This window comes from Thalassotalea euphylliae, from assembly GCF_003390375.1.
Classification (GTDB): Bacteria; Pseudomonadota; Gammaproteobacteria; order Enterobacterales; family Alteromonadaceae; genus Thalassotalea_F; species Thalassotalea_F euphylliae_A.
The window spans coordinates 3,667,094-3,689,890 of the sequence record NZ_QUOT01000001.1 but is presented as its reverse complement, the minus strand read 5'-3'; the positions used below and the strand labels follow the sequence as shown (position 1 = coordinate 3,689,890).

Sequence of the window (22,797 nt, the reverse complement as noted above, 5' to 3'; positions counted from 1 at the left end):
ATTATAACGATTAACCGTAACGTCCGGTAATGTAATCTTCGGTTTGTTTCTTCGCAGGTGTTGTAAACAGCGTGTTAGTGTCGCTGTATTCAATTAAATCACCCATGTACATAAACGCTGTTTGATCAGAAACACGTGCCGCTTGTTGCATGTTGTGAGTCACGATAACAACGGTGAATTGTTTCTTAAGGTCGTTGATTAGCTCTTCAATCGTTAATGTTGAAATCGGGTCAAGTGCAGACGTTGGTTCATCAAGTAATAACACTTCTGGCTCAATCGCAATCGCACGCGCAATTACCAAACGCTGTTGCTGACCACCCGATAGGCCAAGTGCACTGTCGTGTAAACGGTCTTTAACTTCGTCCCAAAGCGCCGCGGCTTTTAATGAGCGTTCAACTGCTTCATCAAGTACACGACGGTTTTTCTCACCAGTAATACGCAAGCCGTAAATCACATTTTCGTAGATACTTTTCGGGAATGGGTTAGGACGTTGGAACACCATGCCTACTTTACGGCGAAGCGCTGCAACATCGACATGCTTGTCGTAAATGTTTTCACCGTGTAAGTGAATACCACCTTCAATGCGACAGGTATCAACTAAGTCGTTCATACGGTTGATACAACGCAATAGTGTTGATTTACCACAACCACTTGGACCGATAAATGCTGTTACCTGGCCTTTTGGTATTTTCATATCAATGCCATGAAGCGCTTGTTTGTCACCGTAGAACAAGTTCAGGTTCTTAATTTCCAGTGCTGTTTGCTCTGGTGACAAGTTCGCTAAATCTAATGGTGCAGGTACATCACCGAGTGTTTTTGGGGTTACTGTAATCATAACTAATTCTTTTAACCTTTTTTACGGCGCCGCCAGTGCAGCGCTGATGAATTCTTTGTCTATTTTCAGCCGCTAGCCATACTTAGCTAGCGGTTTAATTTTTTTTTTGCTAGTGCTGTTACTAATATTAGTGTTCTAGTGCGCGATATTTTTCACGTAGCTTGTTACGAATATTAACCGCGGTCATATTCAAGCTAACGATAATGGTCACTAGCAGTAATGCAGTTGCATAAACTAATGGGCGCGCCGCTTCAACATTCGGGCTTTGGAAACCAACATCATAAATGTGGAAGCCAAGGTGCATAAATTTGCGTTCTAAATGTAAGAACGGGAAGTTGCCATCAAGCGGTAACGTTGGTGCCATTTTTACCACACCAACCAACATCAGTGGTGCTACTTCACCCGCAGCACGGGCAATTGCCAAAATAATACCGGTCATAATTGCAGGACTCGCAATTGGCAAAATAATACGCCATAAAGTTTCCGCTTTTGTTGCCCCTAGTGCCAAGCTGCCGTGACGCATTGATGACGGAATACGCGCTAAACCTTCTTCCGTTGAAACAATCACAACAGGTAGCGTTAGAATCGCTAGTGTTAGCGCTGACCAAAGTACACCTGGCGTACCAAATGTTGGGCTAGGCAGTGTTTCTGGGTAGAACAAACGGTCTAAGTTGCCACCAACCATGTAAACAAAGAAACCTAAGCCAAATACACCGTAAACGATTGATGGTACACCGGCCAAGTTAATTACCGCGATGCGGATAAGCTTAGTAAAGGCATTTTTCGCTGCGTACTCATGTAAATAAATCGCGGCAATCACACCAAATGGTGCCACAATCACTGTCATTAACAGCACCATTAATACCGTACCGAAAATCGCTGGGAATACCCCGCCCTCGGTATTAGCTTCACGAGGCTCATCGAAAATGAAACCGGCGATTTGGTCAAAGAAAGTCGCTACTTTGCCGAAAAAGCTCAACTGGTTATTGAATGAGATCTTGATGATTTGATCAAAGTTAATCGTCACTAGCTCACCGCCCATCGCGCGCATTACCACTTGGTCGCGTGATACTTGGCTGCGCAGTGCCATCAAGTCTTTTTCAAGTACTTCATATTCCTTACGCAGTTCTGCCGCTTGTGCATCTAATTCAGCTTTAACTTCGTCAGTTAACTCGCCATCAATAATGTATTTGCGCTCTCTTAAACGCAAACGCTCAAGATTGTAGTTAATCGCACCAATATCAACTTTTTGTAACTCGCTGATCTCTTCTTGGAACTCATTAACACGCTCTAGTAACTCATCAAGCTTTGATGCATCGGCTTCTTGACCATCAAGAATCACTTTTTCAACAAAACCATAGAAATTACCGTTGCTGCGACGCTCAACCACAGCAACGTCAGCAGGTAGGCTACGCTCAGTAATTTGCGGCGCTAAAATCCAACGGAAATCTAGGCTTACCAATTCACGGTTACCAGTTTTTACCAATAAGCGTTCAATTGTGTCTTCGGTAATTTCAACACCTAAGTCGACATGCGACAACTGGCTCGCTGGAATACGTTCACGGTCGTAAACTTCACCGATGACTACTAATGGCTGACCTTTTTCATCCACCATATTGAACTGATGAATTTTCGACGGCCAAAAGTACGATAAACCGTTTGAGGCAATTAACCACAATAGGCCAACTACTGAGATTAAACTTAAGCTAACCCCACCCGCCGATAACCAAACCCAAGGGGAGCCTGTTTTAAACCAATCTTTCATTTAATCAATCCTTCCCTTACAACGAGCTGTATTTTTCTCTGAGACGTTGGCGTACAAATTCCGCCAGCGTATTGAATACGAATGTGAACACGAATAGCACGAATGCTGCTAAGAACAGAATGCGGTAATGCGAGCTACCTACTTCCGATTCCGGCATTTCAACGGCGATATTCGCTGATAAAGTACGCATACCTTGGAAAATACTCCAATCGAGTACTGGCGTATTACCCGTTGCCATCAATACGATCATGGTTTCACCAACCGCACGACCAAGACCCATCATAATCGCTGAGAAAATACCTGGACTTGCCGTTAATAAAACAACTTTTACCAGTGTTTGCCATGGCGTAGCACCTAGTGCTAATGAACCACTGGTTAAGTGCTTAGGTACACTGAAAATCGCATCTTCAGCCATTGAGAAAATGGTTGGAACTACAGCAAAGCCCATTGCAATACCCACAACTAACGCGTTACGTTGGTCAAATGAAATACCTAAATCGTTAGTAATGTATTGGCGAATGTCGCCACCAAAGAACAAGCTTTCCATAAATGGTGATAACGCGAATGCTAAGAAGCCCGCTAAAATCAGAATAGGAATTAAGATGATAGGAGCCCACTCTTCAGGCAGCTTTGCCTTGTATTCACGTGGTAACTTGAACCAAGTGAAAGCCGTTAAAAACGTCGCTACTGGTAGGAAAATTAGCAGCAGGACAATCGCAGGTAAATAATCTTCAATTAGTGGTGCTAACCAAAGACCCGCTAAGAAACCAAGAATTACCGTTGGTAATGCTTCCATTAACTCGATGGTTGGTTTTACTTTTTTGCGCAATGCCGGTGGCATAAAGTAAGCGGTGTAGATTGCCGCGCTTAACGCTAACGGTACAGCAAATAACATTGCATAAGCGGCAGCTTTCATCGTACCGAATGAAATAGGGACTAACGAGAATTTCGATTCGAAATCATCGGCACCACCGGTTGATTGCCAGATGTAGTCTGGCTCAGGGTAACCTTCATACCAAACTTCTTGCCATAACGCCTTCCACGTTACTTCAGGGTGTTCATTGTGCAATGCGATTAGCGCTAAGCTACTGCCATCAGCGGCAATTAAGGCATCGGCACGTGGCGCAATCGCCAAGGCTTTTGGCATTTCTTTCGCAATGGCACCATGCCATAAGTCGGCATCACTTGTGGTGTAGAAAATACCCATTTCACCAGATGCTGTCATGGTGTAGAAACTCTTACGGAACATCTCAGTGTAGATGCCAGCAACCGCTTCAGTTTCGCTTGCGGTAAAACGACGAATTTCTTGGAATTGACGACCTTTTTTACCTGCGACTTCAAACCACTGGCTAACTTGGCCTTGGCTGTCACCAAACAGTACTGATGAACCACCAGAAAGCAAGGCCATTGCAGTAATATCAACGTTTTCAGCAACAATGTTAGTTAGCTCGGCTTTAACATCTACGCTAAATTCATCGTCCATGTCGTACACAGTAACTTGGTTGCCTGAACGAACAAACGCCATCATTAAATCTGGTGTGACCATGATGTCATCAACCTTTGTGCCTTCAAACTCAATTTCTTGATAAACAGGCTCAAATGCAGGGTCATAGTTAAAATCATCATCTGCAACTAAGGTTGTTTTGATCAGACGCTGATCATCAGTAAAAGCAACAAACGTTGCTTTTTCATCGTTCATCGCAAAACCAAGCTTAGTAATACCTTGTTCTTGCTCATCAATTGGCAAGGCTTCTTCACCTAACGGGTAGATAATTGAAGGCGTAATATCACGGCTATCTCTTGGGTAAATTGCCGTAAATTTTGCTGCGATTAGGCTAACTTCACCTTCATTATCGATAATTAAGTGGCGACCGTTATCCGCTGCAATAACCTTAGTAATACCGCCAGCAAATAATTGCTCAGATAAGATTTGGCTACCTTGTGCGCGAAAATCACTTTCCGACATTTGGTAGAAAGTCATATAACCTTCTGAATCTAGTTGATAAGCAACTTCTTTTAGCTCATCTAGGCCCGTTGCCAAAATATTCCCATTGGCTTGAACACTGATTTCATTTACTGGCTCGACGTCAGCTGATTCGAAAATCGGCTTAATCACGTAAAGCAAGTACAAGAAGATTAAGATCAAAGTAAATAGCACCATGACACCTCCCAAGGAGATGAACCATTTGGCTAGCTTATTTTTCACCTGACGTATGTCAGCTGATTGAGACGCTATAGACACTCAATTTACCTACATTAAATGATGGGATTAAAAAACTGGCGAGAGTATAAGACAGAAATATGACAGTTATGTGACAAAGAGAAATTCACAAAACTGTCATAAATAGAGGTACCCCTTATTTAATCAGGGGTATAGGGATTTTTGACCTTTTGGTTAATAGAGCGTATTGACGTTTCAGGGTTGTTTTTGCAGCAGCCTGTTTGGTTTTTACAGCAGGCGGAGCAGGTGCAGTGTAGTTATTCTCCATAAATCCTGCGACAACGCACTAGAAAATCCAAACAGGCGCTGCCCTGCGGGTTTATCTAAACACTTTCTGTTCATTGTTGCTCGTTTTTTATAGGGAAGCCCCTAACGCAAATCGAGCGCCGCGATCAGAAAGTGTTTAGATTGAACAAAATTCAACCTCGAAAGGCCAACACGCTCTACTATTTTTTACGCGCTTCTCAGCTCACGGCGTAGGATTTTACCTACGGTAGACTTTGGTAACTCATCAATAAATGCGACTTTCTTCGGTACCTTGTAAGGCGTTAAGTGCTCTTTACAAAAGCCTCGCACATCTTCTTCAGTTAAGCCTGTATCAGGTTTTAATACCACGAAGGCAGCCACTTTTTCACCCGTACCGTCGTCAGGTTCGCCAATTACCGCCGCTTCTAAAATATCATCGTGACGACTGAGCACGTCTTCTACTTCATTCGGGTAAACATTGAAACCTGAGACAATAATCATATCTTTTAGGCGATCAACAATGCGAATGCGTCCATCCTCGTCAATAACACCAACATCGCCGGTTTTAAAATAGCCATTAATAATAGATTTAGCCGTTGCTTCTTCTTGTTGCCAGTACCCTGACATCACTTGTGGGCCTTTGGCAACAATTTCACCCTCTTGACCCTGTGCTACGGCTTGGTTGTTTTCATCCCAAATCTGTAGGTCTGTATCGACAAGCGGGAAGCCAATCGTACCTAAGCGCTCATTACCCGGTTGGTTAAAGCAAAGCACTGGCGAGGTTTCTGATAAACCGTAGCCTTCAGAAATAGTACAGCCGGTAACTTTTAGCCAAATATCAGCAGCACTGTGAGTTAGCGCCGTACCGCCAGAAATCGTCATACGTAGCGAGCTGAAATCTAACTTCACGAAATCTGGATGCTGGCACAAGCCAACAAACAAGGTGTTGATACCAGTAAAGTGGGTAAAGCGATATGCCGATAAGGTTTTGACAAAGGCATCGATATCACGGGGGTTTGGAATTAGTACATTGTGGGCGCCATGAGAAGCAGCCAAGATCAAGTTCACTAAGAAAGCATAAATATGGTAAAGCGGCAGTGGACAAATATAGACATCTTCGCCATCGACACATTTAGGCTTAAAGCGCTGGAATGATTGTTCAGCATTTGCCAGCAAGTTAATTTGAGACAGCATTGCCCCTTTCGATAATCCTGTTGTCCCGCCTGTGTATTGCAGTACCGCCAAGTCGCTTAGCTCGCCAGCGACAGGTGTTAAACTTTCAACCTTGGCGCCCTGTTCAAGACAATCTAAAAGAGAAAGATATTCACCTTGGTAGCGTTTATCAGGCATTAAAAAGTCGGTTGCCTGTGTGACGATCACCTGCTCAATATCAGTATTGTCGATAATTTGGGTAAGGTTAGGTAATAAGTCCGCCAAAATAACAATCGCTTTGGCGCTAGAATCTTTAAACTGGTGCTGCATTTCACGTGGCGTGTAGAGCGGGTTAGTGTTAACTAACACAACACCAGCAAGCAAGGCACCGTATGCAACAACAGGAAATTGTATCAAGTTAGGAAGCTGCACGGCAATGCGGTCGCCAGCCTTAATATTAGTATGCTGTTGTAAGTATTTACTGAAATTTAATGCCTGCTCGTAAGTTTGTGCGAAAGAAAATGTTTGGCCTAAACAACTAAATGCGGGCTTGTCGGCAAACTTTGTACAGCTCTCTGTAATAAGTTCAGCCAGTGACGAAAGACCATGAAGATCAATATTATTTTCATTTTTTGTCATTTTGTTATTCCCTGTATTTACATCAAATCGGTCAGTCAATGATGCAACAATTTCTATGATGCTGAGATCATACCCCGTGAACTGTTTGGTAAGAATGATCAACATGTAACCCATTGTTGAAACATTCAACAATAGAATGTGCATTCCCTCTCGCCTAATGTCAACAATGGTAATTTTATCAATCATTTTTGCGAACAATCAGTTACATAACTAAAAACACGACTTAGCACCTTACCTAGCCCTTGCCAGCATTAACTAGCCAATTCCTTTAACAAATGATTTAAATAGACGTTTTAGCTGAGCCATCAAATACATGTAAGACAATGGTTCAACAAAAGAATGTTTAAACACGTACCTGAAATAGTACGCAGGCAAGTACGTAAACAAACTTAAAACTGTTCTATGCCGTGTTAAGTCGGTGCACAATGCTACGACGCGTTAATCTTCTATTAGCTATTTATTTGATTATTTATTTGTCATTGAAACTCGCATCTTACCTAACCTTGGGTATAAAATATTGGTCATTCAAACATTCATTTATTAAGAAGGTTTTTCATGGCATTGCCAGATAAATTTATTTACTCGATGCACCGTGTCTCAAAAGTGGTGCCACCTAAGCGCACTATATTAAAAGACATTTCATTATCGTTTTTCCCTGGCGCGAAAATTGGTGTATTAGGTTTAAACGGTGCTGGTAAGTCAACATTACTTCGCATTATGGCGGGCGTTGACAAGGAATTTGAAGGTGAAGCGCACGCATTAGCTGGCACCAACATTGGCTACTTACCGCAAGAACCTGAACTTGACGAAAACAAAACCGTTCGCGAAGTGGTTGAAGAAGGTGTTTCTATTGTTAAAGATGCCATGGCACGCCTTGATCAAGTTTACGCAGCCTACGCTGAGCCTGACGCAGACTTCGACGCATTAGCTAAAGAGCAAGGTGAATTAGAGGCTATTTTAGCCAGCGCTGATGGTCACAACTTAGATAACCAACTTGAACGTGCTGCTGATGCCCTTCGCCTGCCTGATTGGGATCAAAAAGTTGGCGTATTAAGTGGTGGTGAGCGTCGTCGTGTTGCACTTTGTCGTTTATTACTGCAAAAACCAGACATGTTGTTACTCGACGAACCGACTAACCACTTGGATGCAGAATCGGTTGCTTGGTTAGAGCGTTTCTTACACGACTACACAGGTACTGTTGTGGCTATTACCCATGACCGTTACTTCCTAGATAACGTTGCTGGCTGGATTCTAGAGCTTGACCGTGGTGAAGGTATTCCATGGGAAGGTAACTACTCTTCATGGCTAGAGCAAAAAGAAAAGCGCTTAGAAATTGAAGCGAAGTCTGAAAGTGCTCGCCAAAAAACCATCAAGCAAGAACTTGAATGGGTGCGTCAAAGCCCGAAAGCACGTCAATCAAAGAACAAAGCCCGTATGGCACGTTTTGAAGAGCTTAACAGTCAAGATCATCAAAAACGTAACGAAACCAACGAGCTATACATTCCACCTGGACCGCGTTTAGGTGACAAAGTACTAGAAGTTAACAACCTGACCAAATCATTTGGCGATCGCGTACTGATTGACGATTTAAGCTTCTCAATTCCTAAAGGGGCGATTGTCGGCATTATTGGTGCTAACGGTGCGGGTAAATCTACACTATTCAAAATGTTGTCAAATACTGAGCAACCAGACTCAGGTACCGTCGAATTAGGGGACACGGTAAAACTGGCCAGTGTTGACCAATTCCGTGACGACATGGATGGCAAAAATACCGTTTATCAAGAAATTTCTGAAGGCCACGACATTATTGAAATTGGCACATACGAAATTAACGCCCGCGCCTATTGTTCACGCTTTAATTTCAAAGGTAATGACCAACAGAAATTCATTGGTGACTTATCAGGTGGTGAGCGCAACCGTGTACATTTAGCTAAGCTAGTGAAAACTGGTGGTAACTTATTGCTACTGGATGAGCCAACCAATGACCTTGATGTTGAAACCTTACGTGCACTTGAGGAAGCTCTATTAGAATTCCCAGGTTGTGCCATGGTAATTTCCCATGACCGTTGGTTCCTTGATCGTATTGCCACCCATATCATTGATTACCGTGACGAGGGTCAAGTTAACTTCTTCGAGGGCAACTTTACCGATTACGATGCATGGCTGAAAAAAACGCTTGGACCTGATGCAAATCAACCACATCGCATTAAATACAAAAAAATCAGTTAATTGATAAATTATTAAGGCACCTAAGGGTGCCTTTTTTAGTTACAAAGGCTATGCTAAAGCTAAAATCGGTAACAAAATTTAAGTAATGGAAAATCGACGTCAATTCACCCGTATTCTGTTTTCTATCAAAGCAACCTTGTATGTTGAGGAGCAATTAGAAGAACAAGCATTTCCTGTTTCTATTCACGACATTTCCCTTAACGGCGCGTTAGTCACTAATCCGAAATGCAATTCACGATTGCAAGGTAAGTTAGGTCGATTAGTGTTTAAGTTAGGCGACAGTGATGCCTTAGTAGAAATGCATATTGGCGTGGTACACCAAGAGGCCGACACCATGGGGCTGCAATGCAACGCCATTGATATTGATAGTGTGACGCACCTACGTCGATTGGTAGAACTTAACTTGGGTGACCAATCTCAGTTAGAAAAAGAGCTTTCCCAACTTTCCAAAAGCCAATAGCAGTGATAAAAATCACACCATATTCAACCAACAATTGGCGCCTTTAAGCAACTCATTCAGCGAGGAAATCATGGACCATTTAGTTATAAGTTTTGTTGGTAAAGACCAACCAGGTATCGTTGATCAGCTATCAGCCATTATTCAACAGCACCAAGGTAATTGGCAAAACAGTAGCTTGCACCACCTAATCGGCACATTTGCTGGTGTTATTGAAGTGTCAGCAAGCGCTAATGATATTCAAGCACTCGATAGCGCATTAAAACAGCTGCCTGACTTGCAAGTGCAAACTCAAATCACCTCAACAGCAGATAGCGATGAGCAGGCCGCGATCACGTTAGAATTAACGGCCAATGATCGCCAAGGTATAGTGCAAGACATTTCTTCTGTAATTCATCATCAAGGTGGCAACTTGATCAAGTTAGTCAGTAAACAAGGGGCGGCGCCACATACTGGCCAAACTATGTTTAACGCCAAGGCGCAAATTCAAGTGAATCAAACTCAGTTAGACGAGCTTATCTGTGCACTTGAAAACCTAGCGGATGATTTAATGGTAGATATTAGCCAATAGTATTCTGGCGCTAGTATTTTGACAGTAGCATTCTGGCAGTAATATTTGGCAATATGCAGCAACACCTACAGGGCTTTTCCCACTGAGCTTTGTTTGCATTAAAATGCGAAAATTAACCTGCCATCTCAGGCGAGTAACGGAAAATACATGACAATTTAATGACAAGTGTCGCTTGATTGTCACAATTTTCAGATAACTTATCGGTATTAATGGAAATAAGCAGTATAAGTAGTAAATGAACGACTCACGCATCTATTTTGATAAAGAACTCAGTTGGCTTTCGTTTAACGAACGAGTGTTACAAGAAGCCGCAGACCCCAATGTCCCTTTAATTGAACGAATCCGTTTTCTTGGCATTTACTCATCTAATCTTGATGAATTTTTTCGCGTTCGAGTTGCCAATATCCGACGCAAACTGATTGTTACCAAAGCCACAACGACCGACAGTTCTAGCCAGCTCAATGAAGACCAAGCCTTACTTGATGAAATTATCGTTAAAGTAAAACAGCTTACGGACAAATTCCAGCCAATTGCGGCCGAAGCATTTGAACAATTGCAAAGCCACAATATTGAATTGTTGTTTAACGATGAAAAATCAAAAATATTCAAAAAGCAGCTGTCTAAAAGCCAAAAAACTTGGCTAAAAACCTTCTTTGAACACCAAGTTGTTCGCCACATCACCCCCATCATTATTTCGTCGAATACACATTTAGTTAACTGCTTGAATGATGATGGTATTTATCTTTTGGTTGCCCTGAAACAAGGGATTAACTTGCAATATGCGCTGATTGAGATCCCTCGTGAAGAGGTCAGCCGATTTATCATTTTGCCCAAAGAAGACGACGAAAGCATGCAACGCGTGGTTATGCTTGATGATATCGTGCATTACTTTTTAGACGATATTTTTAACGGTATTTTCGAATATGAAGACATGGATGCTTATTCCGTTAAGTTAACCCGTGATGCGGAATATGACTTAAATGACGAGCTTGATCAAAGCCTGCTAGACAAAATGTCAAAAGGTTTAAAGCAAAGGCTAAACGCAGCGCCTGCTCGTTTGGGCTTTGACCGCCATATGCCGGAATACATGGTTAAATTTCTACGTAAGGCGCTGAAAATTAAAGATGAAAATAACCTAGTACCCGGTGTGCGTTACCGCCATTTTAAAGACTTTATTGGTTTTCCTAACTTGGGTGATGAAACACTCGAAAAGCAAGAGATAACGGCATTAGACTCTGAGCGTTTTTCAGCTTTCAATAACGTGTTTGATGCCATCAGCCATCAAGATGTACTGGTGTACTACCCCTATTATAAATTTAGGCACTTTACCGAATTTGTGCGCCAAGCGTCGTACGACCCGTCGGTCAGGCACATTAAAATTAATATCTATCGCGTCGCCAAAAACTCTGAGATTTTAAACTCGCTGATGGAAGCGGTAAAAAACGGCAAGCAAGTGACAGTGGTTGTTGAGCTGCGTGCCCGCTTTGATGAAGAAGCCAATATCGAGTGGGCAATGCGAATGAAGGATGCTGGCATTCACGTTGAATTCGGTATCGAATCACTCAAAGTACACGCCAAGCTTTGTATAGTGTCCAGAGTAGAAAACGAACTCCTTGTTCGTTACGCTCATATCGGCACAGGCAATTTTCACGAGAAAAACGCGCGTATTTATACCGACTACTCACTGTTTACCAAACATAAAGAGATCACCCAAGAAGTAGACAATGTTTTCTCTTTTATTGCACACAGTTATAAGCGTTTTCGCTTTAATCACTTGATAGTGTCGCCACTGACATCACGTCGACGCTTCTATCAGCTTATCGACAATGAGATTGCCCAAGCCGAACAAGGCCATAAAGCACAAATTACGATCAAGATTAATAACCTTGTCGATAAAGGGTTGATAGACCGCTTATACCGCGCCAGTAGCGCAGGCGTAAAAGTTCGTATGATAGTGCGCGGTATGTGTACGCTAATTCCGCAAATGGCGAGTGTGAGTGACAATATTGAAGTGATTTCCATTATCGACCAGTTTTTAGAGCATCCACGGGTACTAATGTTCCACAACAATGGCGAGAACAATCTCTTTATCAGCTCAGGTGATTGGATGGAACGCAATATCGACCAGCGTGTGGAAGTCGGCTGCCCAGTCTATGATGAAACCTTAAAGCAACGCATTATTGATATGCTAGAACTTCAGCTTAGTGATAACCAAAAAGCGCGCATCATTAATCAAGCACAAGACAATCAATACGTGAAACAAGGTAAACGTGAAGCTGTGCGTTCACAAATGGCAATATATGATTACTTGCAAGCACAAGAACGCCTTGATAAAAAGGCGCTGAAAAACGTGGAGTAGCCTGAATGACCTTAGCAAATGACAAACAAATAGCGTCTGATATTAATGCCAAGAACACCAACAGTGCCAGCAGTGATAATTATCATATCGGCGCATTAGATATTGGCTCCAATAGCTTTCATTTTGTCTTTGCTCGCGTCGTTAATGACAACTTGCAAATTTTGCACTCAGAAAAATATCGCGTGCGATTGGCGCAAGGACTTGACCACGATGGCATTCTTGATCAGGCAGCAATAGAGCGCGGCGTTAAAGCACTAAGTGATTTGGCACCGTTAACTGAAAAACTGTCACCAGAAAACTTTCGGGTAGTTGCCACGTTTACCCTTCGGCAAGCCCGCAATGCGCAAGCTTTTCTAGATGCTGCTGCGCAAGTGTTTCCGTTCGACATTGAGGTCATCTCTGGTCATGAAGAGGCGCGTTTAATTTATCAAGGCGTTGCCCATTACCTACCGCCAGCAACCCAGCGTTTAATCATCGATATTGGTGGGGGCAGCACGGAATGTGTGATTGGCAAAGATTTACAAACGTCACAGCTCACCAGCCTTAACATTGGTTGTGTCAGCTTTTCGCGCTTTTACTTTGCCAATGGCGAGATTACAGAACAAGCCTTTGCCAGAGCAATTTTGCACGCCAAACAGGAAATTGAATCTCACGTCAGCCGTTTTAAAAATGCTGGCTGGCAAGAAGTGATTGGCACTTCCGGCACGCTAAAGACTATTTTTCAGCAACTCAACCTTAGTCGCGGCAATAACCAAGCCTTTAATTTAGCAGAGTTACACAGCTTTAAAGATCAGTTAATCGCTTTTGGTCACGCCGACAACATACAACTGCCCAGCCTTAAAGAAAGCCGTCGCCATATTATTGCCCCAGGTGTTGCAATTTTAATTGGTATTGCCGAATTGCTGGCGATAGACAGTATTGATTATTGTGATTACTCATTGCGAGAAGGCGTACTTTCCGAACAACTTGAAGCCATTCAGTTTGACGATATTCGCGATCGCACGATTAATAGCCTATCTACTCGCTTTAATATTGATCAGCAACAAGTCGAGAAAGTACAACAGCTAGCAACCCGTATATATCAAGCAACCAGTCGATTGTGGCAACTTGACAAGAAAACCTATCAGCAGCTACTCAATTGGGCTATTTGGGTGCATGAAATCGGCTACGACATCAACCCATCGGCTTACCATAAGCATAGCCGCTATATCTTGCTGAACGCCGACTTACCAGGCTTCAACCTTGAACAACAGCAAGCACTTGCGTGGTTAGTGGGAAATCAACGTAAAAAAATACAATTCGAAGACAACCAGTTATGGTACCTGCTTGATGAGTTGCGCCTAGCCAAGTTGCTCGCTATTTTGCGTCTGTCCATTTTACTCAGCCAACAGCGCCAGCTAACAGAGCACGCTGACATACAAATGAGTGCCCAAAAAGACACCTTAAACTTACATTTTCCCGCAAACTGGCTAAACGAAAAACCACTTGTTGAGGTGGATTTAGCGCAAGAGCGCAAACAACTTAGCCTAGTTGGTATTACCGTCAACTTTCATTAGCACCTATCTTTGGAATATAACTATTGCTGTATAGCAATAGTTATTTGTCTGTTAGTGCCATTATCAGCCATACAAAAACACTTTATGATAGTTACCATTATTAGATTGATGTTATTACTGAGGCAAAAATGAAAAAAGTTCTTATTCCATTAACAAACCACACGACACTTGGCGAAACCGATCAAGTAAACGGCACCTACGCGCCAGAATTGACTCATGTTGTTGATGTGTTAGACGCCGCAGGCATTGCTTATCAACTGGCCTCTATCAAAGGTGGCGCAGTTCCAGTTTATGGTACTGATATCGAAGAAGATAGCATTAATACAAAAGTACTTTCACACCCCGCTTTTCAAGCGCAATTAGCTGATACAACACCTGTTTCAGAGGTCAATATCGACGAATTTGATGCTGTTTTCTACCCTGGTGGTTTTGGCTTACTATCTGATCTAGCAGAAAATCATGAGTTTGGTGCACTAGCAGCTAAGCATTATGAACAAGGCGGTATTATTGCTGCAGTATGTCATGGCCCAGCATGTTTACTGCCGATAGAACTTTCATCAGGTGACAAGCTGTTATCAACAGTAGCAGTAACTGGCTTCACTCGCGAAGAAGAAATTGATTACAACACAATTGATGATATTCCGTTTTTGTTAGAAGAGTCGTTAGCGCGCAATGCTGCACAATACCGTAAAGTTCAGCCATGGGGTGAATTCATTGTTGAAGACAAGCGAGTGATCACGGGCCAAAACCCAGCAAGTGCTCACGCAGTCGGTAATGCGCTAGTTAATAATTTAAAAGGCTAGTCACTTAAAAAGCTAGTCGCTTAAAAGTGATAGTCGATTAGCTGGCTCAATCTCAGTGACTTTCTAGAGGCGACATATCAGTTGTCGCCTGTAATACCACTCAAGCACTCATGATCCCTTATTTACTAATCTATCTCTTTAGCAATTTCTCCCTTTACCAACCTCAACCCTAACCGATCTATTCTTGCCAGTTTTCAAAATACGCAACTAAATGGTCGATAGCGGCGCGTGCCCTACTCGGTAAATAGCGACGATCTTGATAAACAATTGAGCTACTAATATCGGTATTCCAGAAAGGTTCTAGTATCGGAACAACGGCTTTTTCAGCGAGTAATTGAGTAAAGTTACTTTTGGGTAAATAGGCAATGCCATGCCCGGCTTGGCAAGCACTCATCACTGCGTTGGCGTTATTACAAACAAATCGCCCAGTCACTTTGGTCACAACTTCTTGCCCATCTTGCATAAACCGCCAATGGTCATTGTTACTGATGATGCATTGGTGTGCTTTTAGCTCATCTATCGATTGCGGTTCACCAAACTGCGCTAGATATTCTGGATTCGCTGCTGCCATCATGGAGCGATTAACCAACTTCCGAGCAATTAACCCAGAATCCTTCAACTGGCCATAACGTATCGCGAAATCAAAACCGTCTTCGACAAAGTTCACCATACGACTGTTAAAGTCGATCTCTAAACTAAGCGCAGGGTGTTTCTTGATAAAAGCTAATAATGCCGGCACTACATACATTTCGGCAAAGGTACCCGCAACACTAACACGTAATGTGCCACTCAGTTCTACTTGCTGGCTACTTACTGCTTCATTGGCTTGTTGCAAGCCGAGCACTAAGTCTTTGCATTGCTGGTAATAGGCCTCACCTGCCCGTGTTAAACTTACCATGCGGGTGTTACGCGCTAATAAGGCACAGCCTAGCCTTGCTTCTAAACGATTGACCTGACGGCTAACATGGCTGGTACTGCACGCTAAATGCTTTGCCGCCGCCGTAAAGCCTTGCTTTTCAGCGACAGTAACAAATTCAATAACACCTTCAAAGCTTTCCATTACTTGCTCTAGTCTAGTTCTGATAGTTACCGGTTATGTTACCAGCTTTGCGCTAATGGCCGAAAAACTCACTCGCAAAGGTGCTATGTGTATAAAGTAATAGGCACAAAAGTAATAGGCACAAAAGTAATACGCACAAAAGTAATAGGCACAAAAGTAATACGCACAAAAAAGGCCAGCAATGCTGGCCTTTCGAAACTTATCCGCTAAGTAACTAGCGAATCAGCTAAGTTAGATTAAAGCGTAATACCTAACTTTTTGAATTCTTTTGCTACCACTTTAGCTGGCAATGGAATGTAACCATCTTTTTCTACAATCTTTTGACCAGACTTAGACAATACCATTTTTAAGAACTCAGTTGTCATTGGGTCTAATGGCTTGTTCGGGTGCTTGTTCACGTAAACGTATAAGTAACGAGAAAGTGGGTACTTACCAGAAACAGCGTTGTTCATTGAAGCTTCAACAAAGTTGTCGCCTTTCTTAGCTAGTGGTAATGCGCGAACACCTGAAGTTTTGTAACCAATACCTGAGTAACCGATACCGTTAAGTGATGCAGATACTGATTGTACAACAGATGCAGAACCTGGTTGCTCGTTTACCGTATTTTTGAAGTCGCCTTTACAAAGTGCTTTCTTCTTGAAGTAACCGTATGTACCAGATACAGAGTTACGGCCATATAATTGAATGTCTTTACCAGTCCACTCGCCGCTTAGGCCTAAATCACCCCAACGATCCGCATCTTCTGCAGCACCGCACTTGCGGTTGCTAGAGAAAATTGCATCAACTTGGTCGATACGTAAACCTTCGATTGGGTTATCTTTGTGAACAAATACAGCTAATGCATCAATTGCAACGCGAACCGCTGTTGGCTTGTAGCCGTAACGCTTCTCGAACGATTCAATCTCACGAGATTTCATCTTACGGCTCATTGGGCCTAAGTTTGAAGTAGCTTCTGTTAATGCAGGTGGCGCAGTAGAAGAACCCGCCGCTTGAATTTGTACATTAACATTTGGGTAAGTACGCTTAAATTCTTCTGCCCAGAACGTCATCATGTTAGCTAAAGTATCTGAACCAACAGATGATAAGTTACCAGAGATACCACTAACCTTGTTGTATTCAGGTAAGTCTTTGTCGATAGCAAGGGCTGAAAAGTTAACTAAGCTTGCTAAACCAATTGCGCTTAATGCACGTTTGAAACTCATAATATTCTCCAATGAGCGTTTGTAATAATTAGCACCAAATTTGCACTTTCACGTAAATGCATAACTTGGTCATATGTAAGATTTGTGAACACTATATAAATCAATTATGACAATTATATTTCCACTTTGTGACACTTATATTACAGCCAACAAACTAAAATAAATTGCTCAAAAGGATGGAGAAAAAGGCGCTTTGAGCGCGCCTTTTAGATGAGGTTGTCACCGGCGAAAAGGTGATTATGCAACCTCAGTAAAGGAAGTTTTTACACTGAAGTCACAGAGTTTTCTTCAAAAACAATCGAAAACTCACTGCCTTGCTGCCAGCGACTGCTAATCACTAGCTCAGCATTGTGATGGTGCAGCACGTGTTTGACAATTGCTAAGCCTAAACCTGAACCGCCAGTATTACGCGAACGTGACTTATCAACCCGATAAAAACGCTCAGTCAGCCGGTTGACATCTTCAGGGCGAATACCCGGACCATTGTCTTTTACCGTAAATTTCGCTTTGCTGCCATAGCGCTGCCACGATACCAAGATTTCACCACCTTCCTGCGTATAGGCAATGGCGTTTGACAACAGGTTGGCAAAGGCACTTTTAATTTCTGTATCAATACCGAGAATGCCTAAGCCATCGGCGATTTCAGCGCTGATAGCATGTTTCTTCTCTTGGTTAAGCCAATGCGCGTCTTTAAGCAATTGTTGCAATATTTCAGGAACGTTTAAAACCTGCTTAATTTCATCATCAGTATTGACTTCAACTCTTGATAACACCAAAAGCTGTTCAACCAAGCGATCCATACGAGAGACTTGCCCCTCAATAACATCAATCGCTTGCTGCCAATGCGGTGCTAAGCTGCTGCCATCAGCTTGGATCATTTCAACATAACCACGCATTACCGTCAGCGGTGTTTTTAGCTCGTGCGAGACATTAGCGACAAAGTCACGGCGCATCTCTTCAACGCGATGCACTTTACTCACATCACGCGCAAGCAACAATAAATCGCCTTTGCCGTAATCCATAAAGCGCAATTCTAATTGAATATCCGTATTGACTGGCGAAGCCAACAAACAAGGGTTTTCAAAGTCGCCTTTGTCTAAGTAGTGGGCAAACTCTGGCGCACGTAGCAAGTTGTCAATGCGTTGGCCCTGATCGCCTGGCCAGCGAACACCTAAAAACTTCGCTGCACGCTTGTTGCTCCATTGAATGGTTAAGTCGCTACCCAGCACAACACCACCATCAGGAATTGCTTCAGCGCCATCTCGAAAGCGGCGAATGCGCTCATTCAAGCGCTTTTGTTTCTTTCGATGCTTGCGCACTAATCGATCTAAGCCATCAAAAATTCTCCCCCAAAGGCCATCTGCCTCAGGTGGTGATATTGACTTGGTGCGCCAAAGCCATGTCGACAAAGTAAAAATGTATTTATATTGATACGCTATTATCGCTAACGCGACTAACAGCATTACAAAGAAAACGTGCCCTATTAGAAAACCTAATAGAGCACTGATAGAGAAAATAAAGACAAGTTTAACAACAACTTGTCGTGTAGAAATTCTAAAGGGCATACAACTAGTTTAGTATCTTTCCGGAAAACCGATAGCCGGCTCCACGCACAGTTTGAATAAAGTCTTCATGACCATGGCCAGAAATTGCTTTGCGTAGGCGACGAATATGAACATCAACGGTTCGGTCTTCCACGTAAACATTTGTTCCCCAAACATTATCAAGCAATTGCTCACGCGAATATACGCGCTCTGTATGAGTCATAAAGAAGTGTAGCAAGCGAAACTCGGTTGGACCTAGATCAAGATCACTATTATTGATAGTGACCCGATGTGCCACCGGATCTAACTTCATGCCATGAAATTCAATCGCCTCTTCCAACGCCGTTGGTGAAACGCGACGAATAACCGCTTTGATGCGAGCGATTAGCTCTTTAGGTGAAAACGGCTTGGTAACGTAATCATCAACGCCAGCGTCAAAGCCTTTTACTTTGTCTTCTTCATCGGCGCGCGCCGTTAGCATGATAATCGGAATGTTGCGTGTGTACTCGTTTTGCTTCAAGGTTTTAGCTAACTTTACACCAGTGCCACCAGGTAACATCCAGTCAAGTAGAATCAAATCTGGATACGGTTCAACTACCTTAGCCATCGCTTGATCAATATCTTGCGCTTCTACTGCATTAAAGCCATTTTGCTCTAATACAAAAGTTATCATTTCCCTGATAGGGGCTTCATCCTCAACCACTAAGATTTGTCTGTTCATTCAAAATGTACCTGAAATAACTTAATCAATAATTAGCTCGCCACATCACTGAATGGGTTATCAATAATAGGAATTGAACGATGGTAATTATTGATTCAGTCATTAAAGCAATAATTAACTCGACTCTACATTCCCACTATTATTACAGAAATACTGTGACTAGCTCTAGTTAATAAGTCCATTGTGATAAACTTTGATTACACTTTTATTACACTACAAGCAATAACTGCATTCGTCGCGTAGTATCAAAATTCACAAGGCCGTTAGCTAATACATATGACTGATTAAGCAATTTATTAAATGATTTACTAAATGACTTACTCAATAAAAATTGCAATAAAAAAGCCGCACAGGGCGGCTTTTCTTATTTCAAACTAACAATCTGGATTAGAATTTGTATTCTACACCAACTGCTAAGTAATCTTCGTCAGCTTGGCTATCCATATCAAATGATGTGAAGTAACCAAATACTTTTGTGCTTTTCGCTAACTTGTAGTCAGCACCAACTGTGAAACCAGACTTGTCGTCACCGCCATCAGTGTCAGCAGTTTGAACTTGTGCTTTAAGGTCTAAGTTCTTCATAACGCTATATTTAGCAGAAACCATGAAGCCATCTGTTTCAACGTCGCTATCAACTTTCTCTTGAGTTTGAGCAATAGCACCTAAAGTAACACCAGCCACTTTAGTTGAAGCAACAATACGCGCTACGTCGTAACCATTAACTTCTGAATCAACAGCAACTGCTGCGTAGAATTTTGACTTCTTAAGGCCAGCATCACCGTATGCTAATGAAGCAGAAATACCGTCTTCAGCATCAAGGCTGTCTTCAGCAATGTATGTTAGTGCTAATTTGAAGTTGGCAAATTTTGGCGACTTGTAAGTGATGGTATCAGCAAGACGGTTTTCACCTTTCCAAATTTGCTTAATATCACCATCAAGGTCGCTGAATAAATCTACTTTACCTTGAGCTTTTTTCAATGCTGTATCGTTTTTACCTAACAATACTTCACCAAAACCACCTTTAAGGCCAACGTATTGATTACGAGAACTAATGTTGTCATCGCTATCACCGTCCATATCAACTTTGAACTCAGCCTTGTAAACAACTTCTAAACCATGACGTAACTCGTGGCTACCTTTTAAACCAATGCGAGAGTTATGGCTTTTAACTTCAGTGAAAGAACCTTCGCCTTCGTCAGAGTTTTGGACTGTTAGAATAGCTTTACCGTATACATCAACAGTAGCCGCAGAAGCTGCGAATGAAGAAGCAGAAAGAATCGCTAAAGCGATAGCTTGCTTTGTAAATTTCATGCTCATTACCTTTAAATCAATAGGCGGTTTTCAATTGCCGCGCATTGTGACAACCCTATGTGACACTTTTATTACAGTGTGTACTTTTTTTGAAACTTTTATGACTCTTTAAAGTCTTTTACGTTGCAATATTGTTACAAGTCGCTGATTGTAATGAACAATTACCTTTATTGCACGCAATCTCTGAAATTGATGAAGACATGTATTCAGAAACCGAACAAGTGAAAAAAGGCTGTTAACTTAACGTAAAGTGGCTAGAATCAAATACTAAGAATAAGAACCCGAAAGGCACTCAATGAAGGTTACCAGTATATCACGTAAGCTATTGGCGCGTGTGCTGTCGTTATACTTTGTTCTCACACTTATCGTTACTTGTGTTCAGATTGCGGCGGAGTATTACAACGCCAAAAGCCACATTAACAGCGAATTATTAACGCTTGAAAAAACATTCAGCGGTAGTTTAACGCGTGCGGTATGGGAGTTAAATACACAGCAAGCTATTGATATTGCAGAAGGCTTAGTCGCTATTCCCATGATCAAAGGGATTAAGGTAACCGACGAAAATAACCAAATAATCACCGAACTAGGTGAAACACAAGCGCTTAACGGGCAAGACTTTGACAATGCCCTGATCGATATTAACGCTGAGCGTCATCTAGATATGGGAACGCTCGCGGGTCGCTCATTCGGCCATACGTTTCCGCTAGTTTTCGAGTTTTCTGGCCGCACCACTACGGTTGGTTCTGTAACCTTATTATCCAGCAACGAGGTTATTTTTAATCGCATCGAAGTAGGTATTTACTTTTTAATCGGCAACGCCATGGTAAAAACCGCAGCGTTAGTGATCCTATTTAGCCTTGCCTTTAACAAGCTCCTCACTGTGCCACTTAGCGGCTTAACTGAGCAGCTTAACCGGCTAGACCTTGACGACCCTGAAGCATCAAAATTTCATTCCGCGAACTTTGAAAGGAACGAGTTAAATATACTGGAAGATGCATACAACAACCTGATTGACGAATTGGTGCAGTTTAAAGAAAAGCTTGCGCTAGCACAGACCGACTTGCTGAACGCCAACCAACAGTTAGATGAACAGAACCTGCTGTTGGAACAAGAAGTTGCGAAAAAAACCTCATCTTTGAGTACCAGTATGCTGCGCATGGAGATGCAGCAAAGAGAGTTACTAAAACAACAAGAGCAACTAACAGAAGAAAACCAACGCCGTAAAAAAACAGAGCTAACCTTAACGCAAACCAACCGCGACCTAAAAGACTCCATTATTGAACTAAATAAAGCGCAGGCGCGATTACTTGACGCGGAAAAAATGGCAGTACTTGGTAATTTGTCGGCAGAAGTTTCACACGAAATAAATACGCCTATCGGGGTGAGTATCACTTCGACTAGTTATTTGTCAGATCTGCTCAATAAATTAAAGCGTGATGTCGATGAACAAGTGATCACCAAACGCAGCATGGACGACTTTTTATTAAATGCCGAGCAAAGTATCAATTTATTGCTCAATAACCTGAGCCGTGCCTCTGATTTAATTGCCAGCTATAAACAAGTCGCCGTTGACCAAACCAGCGATAAAATTCGCCCAATTAATATGGCTCAGTATGTTGATGAAGTCATTCAATCGCTACACCCTAAGCTCAAGAAAACGACGCATCGCGTGAAAGTAAACTGCCCTGGAAATATCGATGTTCATGTTCATGCCGGTGCAATTTCGCAAATATTTACAAATTTAATTATCAACTCAATCATTCACGGCTTTGACGGCTTAAACCGCGGCGAAATTCAAATAGATATTAGCTACCAGCAAGAGCGCATTTATATTGATTACCGTGACAATGGCCATGGCGTAAAACCAGAAGCCCTGCCCTATTTGTTTGAACCGTTTTACACCACTAAATCAAGTGAAGGCGGTACAGGTCTTGGCACTCATATTGTCCATAGCCTAGTCACTGACACATTAAATGGGGTGATTCGTGCCGAAAGTGAGCCTAGCCAAGGGCTAGCTTTTCATATTGAATTTAACAATATGAAATAATTCACCTAAAACGACCATTCGAACTGCGTGATTCACGTATTTAATTACGGTATGATCTCGGCCGTTTTCATATTTACCC

The 22,797-nt window shown here is 42.3% G+C and carries 16 protein-coding genes; 7 read left to right on the top strand and 9 right to left on the bottom strand.

The annotated features are described in order from the left end of the window. Positions 1–10: 10 nt before the first annotated feature. The 4 genes from pstB to DXX94_RS16075 all read right to left on the bottom strand — a co-directional run bounded on the left by pstB (position 11) and on the right by DXX94_RS16075 (position 7,002). Entirely contained in the window at positions 11–835 is an 825-nt protein-coding gene (gene pstB, locus DXX94_RS16090; protein WP_116017456.1) for a phosphate ABC transporter ATP-binding protein PstB, read from the bottom strand. A gap of 127 nt (positions 836–962) precedes the next feature. Then, complete coding sequence (gene pstA, locus DXX94_RS16085; RefSeq protein ID WP_116017454.1) at positions 963–2,600, bottom strand: phosphate ABC transporter permease PstA; 1,638 nt, start codon at positions 2,598–2,600, stop codon at positions 963–965. A 16-nt stretch (positions 2,601–2,616) separates the two neighbouring features. Next, a complete protein-coding gene (locus DXX94_RS16080) occupies positions 2,617–4,761 on the bottom strand; it encodes an ABC transporter permease subunit (RefSeq protein WP_116017452.1) in 2,145 nt (714 codons plus the stop codon). Between the two features lie 513 nt (positions 4,762–5,274). Next, a complete protein-coding gene (locus DXX94_RS16075; RefSeq protein WP_309545223.1) occupies positions 5,275–7,002 on the bottom strand; it encodes an AMP-binding protein in 1,728 nt (575 codons plus the stop codon). Positions 7,003–7,413: 411 nt separating this feature from the next. On the opposite strand from DXX94_RS16075, the gene ettA reads away from it, so the two are divergent. The 6 genes from ettA (at position 7,414) to DXX94_RS16045 (ending at position 14,833) form a co-directional block, all read left to right on the top strand. Continuing rightward, a complete protein-coding gene (gene ettA / locus DXX94_RS16070; RefSeq protein WP_116001070.1) occupies positions 7,414–9,087 on the top strand; it encodes an energy-dependent translational throttle protein EttA in 1,674 nt (557 codons plus the stop codon). Between the two features lie 85 nt (positions 9,088–9,172). Continuing rightward, entirely contained in the window at positions 9,173–9,547 is a 375-nt protein-coding gene (locus DXX94_RS16065; RefSeq protein WP_116017450.1) for a PilZ domain-containing protein, read from the top strand. A gap of 70 nt (positions 9,548–9,617) precedes the next feature. After that, positions 9,618–10,115 (top strand): glycine cleavage system protein R, encoded by a 498-nt coding sequence (locus DXX94_RS16060; RefSeq protein ID WP_116017448.1) that lies wholly within the window; start codon positions 9,618–9,620, stop codon positions 10,113–10,115. Between the two features lie 235 nt (positions 10,116–10,350). Next, entirely contained in the window at positions 10,351–12,474 is a 2,124-nt protein-coding gene (ppk1, locus tag DXX94_RS16055) for a polyphosphate kinase 1 (protein ID WP_116017446.1), read from the top strand. A 5-nt stretch (positions 12,475–12,479) separates the two neighbouring features. After that, positions 12,480–14,030 carry a Ppx/GppA phosphatase family protein gene (locus DXX94_RS16050; RefSeq protein WP_116017444.1) on the top strand — a complete coding sequence of 517 codons (1,551 nt, stop codon included), beginning with the start codon at positions 12,480–12,482 and terminating at the stop codon, positions 14,028–14,030. A 128-nt stretch (positions 14,031–14,158) separates the two neighbouring features. Then, entirely contained in the window at positions 14,159–14,833 is a 675-nt protein-coding gene (locus tag DXX94_RS16045) for a type 1 glutamine amidotransferase domain-containing protein (protein WP_116017442.1), read from the top strand. Between the two features lie 178 nt (positions 14,834–15,011). Here DXX94_RS16045 and DXX94_RS16040 read toward each other — a convergent pair whose 3' ends face one another. The 5 genes from DXX94_RS16040 to DXX94_RS16020 form a co-directional block, all read right to left on the bottom strand. After that, positions 15,012–15,893 carry a LysR family transcriptional regulator gene (locus DXX94_RS16040; RefSeq protein ID WP_116017440.1) on the bottom strand — a complete coding sequence of 294 codons (882 nt, stop codon included), beginning with the start codon at positions 15,891–15,893 and terminating at the stop codon, positions 15,012–15,014. Between the two features lie 236 nt (positions 15,894–16,129). After that, positions 16,130–17,095, bottom strand: a complete 966-nt coding sequence (locus tag DXX94_RS16035; RefSeq protein ID WP_116001077.1) for a PstS family phosphate ABC transporter substrate-binding protein — start codon at positions 17,093–17,095, stop codon at positions 16,130–16,132. A 263-nt stretch (positions 17,096–17,358) separates the two neighbouring features. Next, on the bottom strand, positions 17,359–18,660 hold the full coding sequence (gene phoR / locus DXX94_RS16030; protein ID WP_116001078.1) for a phosphate regulon sensor histidine kinase PhoR: 1,302 nt from the start codon (positions 18,658–18,660) through the stop codon (positions 17,359–17,361). Positions 18,661–18,664: 4 nt separating this feature from the next. After that, positions 18,665–19,360, bottom strand: coding sequence for a phosphate regulon transcriptional regulator PhoB (phoB, locus tag DXX94_RS16025; RefSeq protein ID WP_116017438.1), 696 nt, complete (start codon positions 19,358–19,360; stop codon positions 18,665–18,667). A 387-nt stretch (positions 19,361–19,747) separates the two neighbouring features. Continuing rightward, entirely contained in the window at positions 19,748–20,671 is a 924-nt protein-coding gene (locus DXX94_RS16020; protein WP_116017436.1) for a porin, read from the bottom strand. A gap of 295 nt (positions 20,672–20,966) precedes the next feature. Here DXX94_RS16020 and DXX94_RS16015 point away from each other — a divergent pair, with 295 nt between their 5' ends. After that, positions 20,967–22,718: a sensor histidine kinase gene (locus DXX94_RS16015; RefSeq protein WP_116017434.1), complete on the top strand. Its 1,752-nt coding sequence runs from the start codon at positions 20,967–20,969 to the stop codon at positions 22,716–22,718. Positions 22,719–22,797: the final 79 nt, after the last annotated feature.

Coding starts and splice junctions, on each gene's coding strand:
- pstB (WP_116017456.1), bottom strand. CDS start 835: ATGATTACAGTAACCCCAAAAACACTCGGTGATGTACCTGCACCATTA.
- pstA (WP_116017454.1), bottom strand. CDS start 2,600: ATGAAAGATTGGTTTAAAACAGGCTCCCCTTGGGTTTGGTTATCGGCG.
- DXX94_RS16080 (WP_116017452.1), bottom strand. CDS start 4,761: ATGGTGCTATTTACTTTGATCTTAATCTTCTTGTACTTGCTTTACGTG.
- DXX94_RS16075 (WP_309545223.1), bottom strand. CDS start 7,002: ATGCACATTCTATTGTTGAATGTTTCAACAATGGGTTACATGTTGATC.
- ettA (WP_116001070.1), top strand. CDS start 7,414: ATGGCATTGCCAGATAAATTTATTTACTCGATGCACCGTGTCTCAAAA.
- DXX94_RS16065 (WP_116017450.1), top strand. CDS start 9,173: ATGGAAAATCGACGTCAATTCACCCGTATTCTGTTTTCTATCAAAGCA.
- DXX94_RS16060 (WP_116017448.1), top strand. CDS start 9,618: ATGGACCATTTAGTTATAAGTTTTGTTGGTAAAGACCAACCAGGTATC.
- ppk1 (WP_116017446.1), top strand. CDS start 10,351: ATGAACGACTCACGCATCTATTTTGATAAAGAACTCAGTTGGCTTTCG.
- DXX94_RS16050 (WP_116017444.1), top strand. CDS start 12,480: ATGACCTTAGCAAATGACAAACAAATAGCGTCTGATATTAATGCCAAG.
- DXX94_RS16045 (WP_116017442.1), top strand. CDS start 14,159: ATGAAAAAAGTTCTTATTCCATTAACAAACCACACGACACTTGGCGAA.
- DXX94_RS16040 (WP_116017440.1), bottom strand. CDS start 15,893: ATGGAAAGCTTTGAAGGTGTTATTGAATTTGTTACTGTCGCTGAAAAG.
- DXX94_RS16035 (WP_116001077.1), bottom strand. CDS start 17,095: ATGAGTTTCAAACGTGCATTAAGCGCAATTGGTTTAGCAAGCTTAGTT.
- phoR (WP_116001078.1), bottom strand. CDS start 18,660: ATGCCCTTTAGAATTTCTACACGACAAGTTGTTGTTAAACTTGTCTTT.
- phoB (WP_116017438.1), bottom strand. CDS start 19,360: ATGAACAGACAAATCTTAGTGGTTGAGGATGAAGCCCCTATCAGGGAA.
- DXX94_RS16020 (WP_116017436.1), bottom strand. CDS start 20,671: ATGAAATTTACAAAGCAAGCTATCGCTTTAGCGATTCTTTCTGCTTCT.
- DXX94_RS16015 (WP_116017434.1), top strand. CDS start 20,967: ATGAAGGTTACCAGTATATCACGTAAGCTATTGGCGCGTGTGCTGTCG.